This window comes from Moraxella oblonga NBRC 102422 (assembly GCF_001598275.1).
In the GTDB taxonomy this organism is placed as follows: Bacteria; Pseudomonadota; Gammaproteobacteria; order Pseudomonadales; family Moraxellaceae; genus Moraxella; species Moraxella oblonga.
The window spans coordinates 1-6,762 of the sequence record NZ_BCYQ01000068.1 but is presented as its reverse complement, the minus strand read 5'-3'; the positions used below and the strand labels follow the sequence as shown (position 1 = coordinate 6,762).

Here is a 6,762-nt window from a genome sequence, read left to right as displayed (position 1 = left end):
TAATATTAATTGCTTTAGCTCAGGCTCTGTAATATGATGAAGTTTTCCTGTGCCTCTCGCTGATTTTTCAACATGAGATTCAAGTGTAGAAAGAGCAACCCCACAACACTCATCATTATGCACCCACACACCCAATCTACCCACATGATAGGTGTGAAAGTCATCTACTTCAATGTTGTAGACGGTGTCGGTGTGGTTGGGTAGTAGGTATTGGCTATTTTAAACAATTAAATACTTCTTTGCCCCATCTGTCAATTCTATAACATACCAATTAACAACTATAAGATAATTAAAATACTCATCAAAGATAAAATATTCCATGCCGAAACTTTCAGACATAACATCACATATATCTTGTACATTATTAAAAATAAAAATATTATTTCTATCTTTAGATTCTAAGTCAAAAAAAATATAACCCTTGCATTTGGGTAATTTTTTTGAATATGTAAACTCATTGCCCTCCAAAGGAATTTTTAAAGCCTTATTGCTGTCGTTAGAAATTGATAAATGACCTGTTGTTTGTTCTGGATTAAAAATTTTTATTACTTGTGATATTATTTGATTGGCTTCATCTCCATTTATCATATTAAATAAAATGTTTAAATCATTACAAACCCGTATAAGTTCAGAAATATTACCCATATTTTATCTCCTAGTAGCAGGTATTTCATCAACAAAGATATGTCCTCTGATACGATTAGAACCTTTTCCAGTATTTTGATAACCAATGTGTGGTTGGTGTGGACCATTCCCCAAAACACCATTAGTCACATTATTAAATTCTGGAATATCTATATTTACATTAGCACCATTTGGTGCTGAATATTCAACAGGAATTGATTTACCATATTTATCTTTTGCCCATTTTGTGATAACAAACTGTTCTTTTGGCACACCAGCTCTTTTAAATGCTTCATCCAATGCATCTCTGTAGCTTTTACCAGTTCCCCTTAAATCCACATCTTTATCAGGATTAAATGTCCAGTTATTGCCAGTCAACCCCCTTCCACAACACTCATCATTATGCACCCACACACCCAATCTACCCACATGATAGGTGTGAAAGTCATCTACTTCAATGTTGTAAACAGTATCTAAACGGTTTGGAATCAGAAATTGGCTTAGGACTTCTACTTCTTGATTGTTTCTATCAAGAAGTAAATATTTAATTTAATCAGCACCACGATGAGGAGACCAATCATCATAATCATCAAATGGTGTCCATAAATCAAACTGTTTTAAAAAGTCCCAAGGTTCTGGATAGTCATTTAATGGTTGAATGGGCAACCATTCTTTGGGAATCCACACACTATCCAATTCCAACTCATAGCCACACCACCAAGCCAATTTGGCATAAATGACTGCATGAGTGGCAATAAAGTGTTCAGTGAATGTAAAAGCAAATTCATGATTACGCACTTTGGCGATTTTAGGGCTGGTAAGCTCGGTCAATACCGCTTCCATACCTGCCTTATCGCCTTTGGCTAAGGCTAAATAAAAACGATGGTCTATCAGATATTTTTTATCTTTCTTTAGTTCCATACTTAAAATTTGTTCACAGCGTTGCCCTAATAAATCCCATTCACCATTTAATGCCAATAGCATTTGATAGCCATGAAAAGCAGGTTGCTTGGGGTTATCACGGTCTTTTTCTTCATTGGGTGTGATGTAATAAGGCAAGGTGTGTTGTCTGTACCAATCAATGATTTCAGCATTATCAGATAACAATGGTGAAAAAAACTTGTAGGCAGGAAACCATTCATAAGGCACATACTGAAAAACCATGCGTTCTAATTTGGCACAAATATAACACCACTCTTTAAAGGCAGTTAAATTATGGTCTCTAAACCATGAAACAATCGCATTGGCATGGGCATAGCTTTTTAATCGTCTAGTGCAAAAACAAACATCACCTTTTTGTTCCGTAATGTAGTCAATTTTGCGTTGAATATTCTCATCAAATTCAGCGTGTTGAATGGTATGATTTAATGCTTTTTGATAAATTTCTGTTTGAGTAATGTCAGTCATGGCTTGTCCTTGTTAGATTTTTTGGGTTTAGGCGTAGTGGGTTTAGAGGGGGTTTTAGGGTCAATACGAACCAATTTAAGCTGACCTGTTTGTTTATCTACATAGGCTACGCCTTTAACCAAACTACCATTATCTTTAGCTATCTCAATGGCTTGTCGAGCATCACTGTTTTTATCTAATTTATCCAAAACCACATCATCCCATTCATCAGACATCTGCATTTTGCCGCCAGCAGCGTTATGGTCGAGTTTTACACCTTTTTTGGTTAACTGCTTACTATCTACAGTCATGGTTAAATAAGTCTTGCCATCGGTATCTTTAAATACAACCACATGGTCATAACCATTATTGCTACCATATTTGCCACCAGTAAGGACTGTTCCGCCGTGCTCTTTGACCACATCTTCAAATAGAGCTTCTGTTTTTGCACCACTAACATCACCTTTATTGATAATTTCTTGCAGTTGTTTTTGTGTTGATGGTGTTAAATCAAGCTCAATTGAATTATTGTTCAGCTTTCTATTACTAATAACGCCACGACTGGTTTCAGTTGCGATATTTTGATTTGCAAGTTCACAACAATTCGCATTATGCACCCACACACCCAATCTACCCACATGATAGGTGTGAAAGTCATCTACTTCAATGTTGTAGACGGTATTGTTATAGTTTGTGTTCTTTGATATAAGCTACTTAAATTTTATTAGCCCATGCACTAAAGTCAAACCTAGAATAATCCTCACCAACTTGTGAAAAAACATGTAAAAAATATTCATCAAGCATTCCTTGTGGGTTGTAGATTTCATAAATGCCATTAATAAAGTCGCCATCTTTTACCCAAAACATACGATGGTCATAATAGTAACACATAAGTATTAAATCATATTCTTTTGGGTCTTCATCTGGCTTACGGCAATCTATCATAACCCTTAGATTGGGAAAACCATCTGTACGATATTTTTCTTGTTTTTCAATGCCTTCAATTTCAATATCAATAAAAGCATGGGGAATTTTTTTAACCAAACTTTCAATTGCTTGCTTGGCTTTTTTGCGTGAGTTGGGTAAGTAAATATCAAATGCTTTCCAACAGCTATATGGGTCTCCGATTAGCATGGTTCCCCCTTGAATATACCTAACACTATCAGATAGTAACACGCCACCAAATGCCTTTAACCAACCATCTTTAAGATGGTCTGGTAGCCAATGGTAATAATCTTCACTAGGGTCAGTTAAAAAATAAATTCTTTGGTTTAACTCAAAAAATGTTGATAAAGATAAATTTAACTCAATTAATTCATACCAATAAACTGTTAATTGGCAATTTAATTGGAAATCATTTAAATATTGATAGGTTTTTGGATAATGGGCTTGTAATGATAATATGGATTTGTGAATATCCAGTTCCAACTGTCTGATTTGTTCATCATAAATCCACTTATAATCACTGTTATTGATATAATCTATTTCTTTCTGCTTCATATCAGAAACAGAATCTGCAACATACTCAACAATTTTATTTGATATATCTTGCTCAAGTTTGTCTTTTGTATAAATAGGCATGATTGTCTCCTATTATTTAATGTTATGTTTTTTATAAGCATCTTGTAGTTGCTTATTTATCTTAATTTGAATATCTTTCAAATAAGTCTTATAACCACTATTGATTTTTTGATCTTTCCAAGTATCCCAGCCCGTGCCACTTAATTCTGTCTTTGAGCCTTTGGATGAGTTTGCAGATTTAAGCATAGGTTGCAGGTTTTCTGGACTATTCATGATTGAATCTTGAACCTCTTTAGGTAATTGGCTAAAACGAGGGTCGCTCTTAAAATATTGTTTAGGTAAAATATGATCTACAGCTACTTTGTATTTTGTCGCATCTTCAAGTTTGCCTGTTAAAGGATCTGTAACATGGGGTTTGCCATTAACCATTGTGAGTTTGTTAATTTGTTCAGTCTTATTGGTTAATGGATTAACCCAATAAATCTCACCATTATTACCAAAATAACGATTATCTAACTTACCATATTGGCTTTCGAGGTTGGCTCTGGTTACATCACAACAATCCGCATTATGCACCCACACACCCAATCTACCTACATGGTAGGTGTGAAAGTCATCAACTTCAATGTTGTAAACGGTATCGGTGTGGTTTGGAATAAGAAATTGGCTTAGGACTTCTACTTCTTGATTGTTTCTATCAAGCAGTATCATGCTTTGTTCTAGTAAAGAGGCTTTTAGCCAGCCTGTATCTTTAATCCAAAATGGGTGTTCGGCTGTGGTTTCTAAAGTTTCAATTTAACCATGAACGTTTTTAACCGTTACTTGGAAAATGGGCTGGTCTGGTGTTGCTTTGGTGGCAATGACAGGACGATAGCCATATTCTAGGATAAAGTCATTTCTTGTCCAAATCAGCTCACCACCTGTAAAGGTTTCGATGGCTTTTAAGCCATCTTTGGTTTCAATGAGTGTACCTGCAGTAAAGCAAGAAATACCATTGGTGCAGGTGGCTTTGGTTTGGGTGGCTTTTCTCTGCTCCGCTTGAGTTGCCCTTATTTCTTTTTCCACATCAGCTTTCTTGCCAGACTTAACCGTTTTTAATACTTTTCCAGCTTTATTAACAGGTATCTGCAATGCAGAAGCTAAAATGGCTTGTTTTTCCGCATCAGTTTTTGCATTTTTGTATTTATCAGCCAATTCCAATGCATCTATGGCAGGGACAGCAACAGATATTACCTCCTTAATAATCAACGCCTGTTCATCACTCATAAACTCACGAGTTTCTTTGGCTAATTGCTCATTGGATTTACCACGCCAATCCCCATCATAACTCCAAACCCCATCCCCACTCTCCTTCTCTCCCTTAAGCTGTTCTTGATTGATATCAAGCAAGGCTTGGTTGTTTGTATGATAAGCAAGCTGTTTATTGGTTTAGATTTTGCAAAATATCTACGGATATGGCATAAAAATTTTGTAGTTATTTTTTGATGTTATTAAGCAACCATCTTTTAGCCATTCAACTTTTAGGCTACCATAATCCGAAAAATTATCACTTACTGTAATTAGAGTCCCTCGAGGGACGGTCTTTCCATTTACATAAGGCGTTAAGAAAAAACTATGGTAATCTCCAAAAGGCAAAGACCCATAGTTGGTTCCGTTGTGGCTAACTGATAAAATTAAGGTATTTGATTTGTTTTTCCATTCATATACTGGCTTTGATGATGTATTGTAAGCAATAAATAATATAAAACCAACCAAAACACCAGTTAAAAATATAAAAATTTTAGAATAGTGTATTTTCATGGTTGCTACCTTAATTTGGGTTTATTGATTGTAATTTTTGGTTTTGGATCATCTTTAGACCATGTAATTGTTAAAGGTACAGCTCCATACATATTGTATTCTTTTGCTATACCAGCCCTATGCATGGCTCCTAATTGATTGTCTGTTACTACAAAACGATCCAGTATTAAAGTCTGCTTATTACCATCCCAATTATATCTATCATAAGACATCAGATTAAAGTCCATTGAATAATTACCTTTACCATCATGTGTTGCACGACCTCCACCATACAGCAATACACCACCAGTAGCATAGTACCAATTTCTACTGTCAGCAGTAGCTCCACTTGCTCCTGTAGAATGGAAATCTATTACTCCTTTTGAAGTCAAATTTTCTTCAATAAATAATTGAGCCTCGTTAATTTCCTTTTGAACAATCGGGGCAATACCACTATCTTTCATCAAGCTTTCAAGATTGATTTGATAATTTTCTCCAGAATTATTTAAATAATGACTCAATGCAGCGGCCGCATCTGGGTACTTAGGGTAAGATAAAGTTGCAGCTCGAGCTATTGCATAATTCCTACGCACTTCCCATGTGAGCTCTTCACTACCCCATTCTCCAGCACCAGCATCATATTTTAGCTTAGGGTAGCCTTTCCCTAGTTTATAATCTTTACTCCAAATCCCATCCCCATTCTCCTTCTCTCCCTCCAATTGCTCCTTATTCTCATCCAAGAGTGCTTGGTTGTTTGTGTGATAAGCAAGCCTATCTTCGGTGCTTAAGCCTTGCAGGGTTTGAGCGGTTGGTGTGATGCCTTGTCTATGGGCGTTAATATCCTCTTTATTCAGACTGGTACCGATATTATACGCCAAATTACCCAGTTTGCCCATTCTTGTGGCAGAAGTTTCTCCTAAGCCATTGTGGTGGGCGATTTCGTGGTTTAGGGTTTCTATGACATTGTCTAGATGGTCTATGTCAAGGTAGGTGTGTCCTTTATTGGGATTGGCAAGACCTTGTACCAGCTCGTCTTTTGTGTTGGTGGTGTTTGGAGTTAAAAAGACTTGAGTGTCTTTGGCAGTTGTATCTTGGGTTAATTGTGTATTTAGCTCATTTAAGATATCTTGGTTTTGGGAGACATTGGTTAAATCGCCATCGGTGATGGCGTCTATGTGAGCATTAAGATTGGCTTGTGATTTATCTGCTCCTGTCAGTAGATTGTTTCTGGCTTGGATGAGGCTGTCTTTGGCTTTTTGGAGGGCAGAGTTGCCATTGATGGTGTTTTCGTTATCCATTAAGCCAGTAGCTGTTGCACCCACAGCAACGTCAAACATACCAAAGGCGGCTTTGGTGTTGTTAGGCAGTTCTTTTTGTTCTTTTTTAATCTCCTCCCTCCCCTCTTTACTAAACACCCTAGTATCTACTGTGGTATTAAAGTTAAGCCCACCT

Annotated in this window: 9 protein-coding genes and 1 pseudogene; all 10 read right to left on the bottom strand. The window is 36.4% G+C overall.

Annotation, left to right across the window (positions count from 1 at the left end):
* Nucleotides 1–174: pseudogene (locus MOB01S_RS12480) on the bottom strand (HINT domain-containing protein); the annotation flags it as partial.
* 45 nt (nt 175–219) lie between these two features.
* Nucleotides 220–645, bottom strand: coding sequence for a hypothetical protein (locus MOB01S_RS11675; RefSeq protein ID WP_218016103.1), 426 nt, complete (start codon nt 643–645; stop codon nt 220–222).
* Nucleotides 646–648: 3 nt separating this feature from the next.
* Nucleotides 649–1,002 (bottom strand): polymorphic toxin type 47 domain-containing protein, encoded by a 354-nt coding sequence (locus MOB01S_RS11670; RefSeq protein WP_084349739.1) that lies wholly within the window; start codon nt 1,000–1,002, stop codon nt 649–651.
* Nucleotides 1,003–1,173: 171 nt separating this feature from the next.
* The gene (locus MOB01S_RS11665) at nt 1,174–2,031 is read right to left on the bottom strand and encodes an Imm49 family immunity protein (RefSeq protein ID WP_066805683.1); all 858 of its coding nucleotides are present in this window, start codon (nt 2,029–2,031) and stop codon (nt 1,174–1,176) included.
* Nucleotides 2,028–2,648 carry a hypothetical protein gene (locus tag MOB01S_RS12830; RefSeq protein WP_084349738.1) on the bottom strand — a complete coding sequence of 207 codons (621 nt, stop codon included), beginning with the start codon at nt 2,646–2,648 and terminating at the stop codon, nt 2,028–2,030. The genes MOB01S_RS11665 and MOB01S_RS12830 overlap by 4 nt, the downstream gene beginning before the upstream one ends.
* Before the next feature lie 76 nt (nt 2,649–2,724).
* On the bottom strand, nt 2,725–3,591 hold the full coding sequence (locus MOB01S_RS11655) for a hypothetical protein (protein WP_066805679.1): 867 nt from the start codon (nt 3,589–3,591) through the stop codon (nt 2,725–2,727).
* A gap of 12 nt (nt 3,592–3,603) precedes the next feature.
* Nucleotides 3,604–4,326, bottom strand: a complete 723-nt coding sequence (locus MOB01S_RS12825) for a polymorphic toxin-type HINT domain-containing protein (RefSeq protein WP_281177255.1) — start codon at nt 4,324–4,326, stop codon at nt 3,604–3,606.
* On the bottom strand, nt 4,327–4,920 hold the full coding sequence (locus MOB01S_RS11645; protein WP_066805672.1) for a Hint domain-containing protein: 594 nt from the start codon (nt 4,918–4,920) through the stop codon (nt 4,327–4,329). It abuts the gene before it with no gap.
* A gap of 57 nt (nt 4,921–4,977) precedes the next feature.
* Nucleotides 4,978–5,331, bottom strand: a complete 354-nt coding sequence (locus tag MOB01S_RS11640) for a hypothetical protein (RefSeq protein ID WP_066805669.1) — start codon at nt 5,329–5,331, stop codon at nt 4,978–4,980.
* Between the two features lie 5 nt (nt 5,332–5,336).
* On the bottom strand, nt 5,337–6,762 hold a 1,426-nt coding region (locus MOB01S_RS12585; protein ID WP_218016102.1), incomplete at its 5' end, for a hypothetical protein.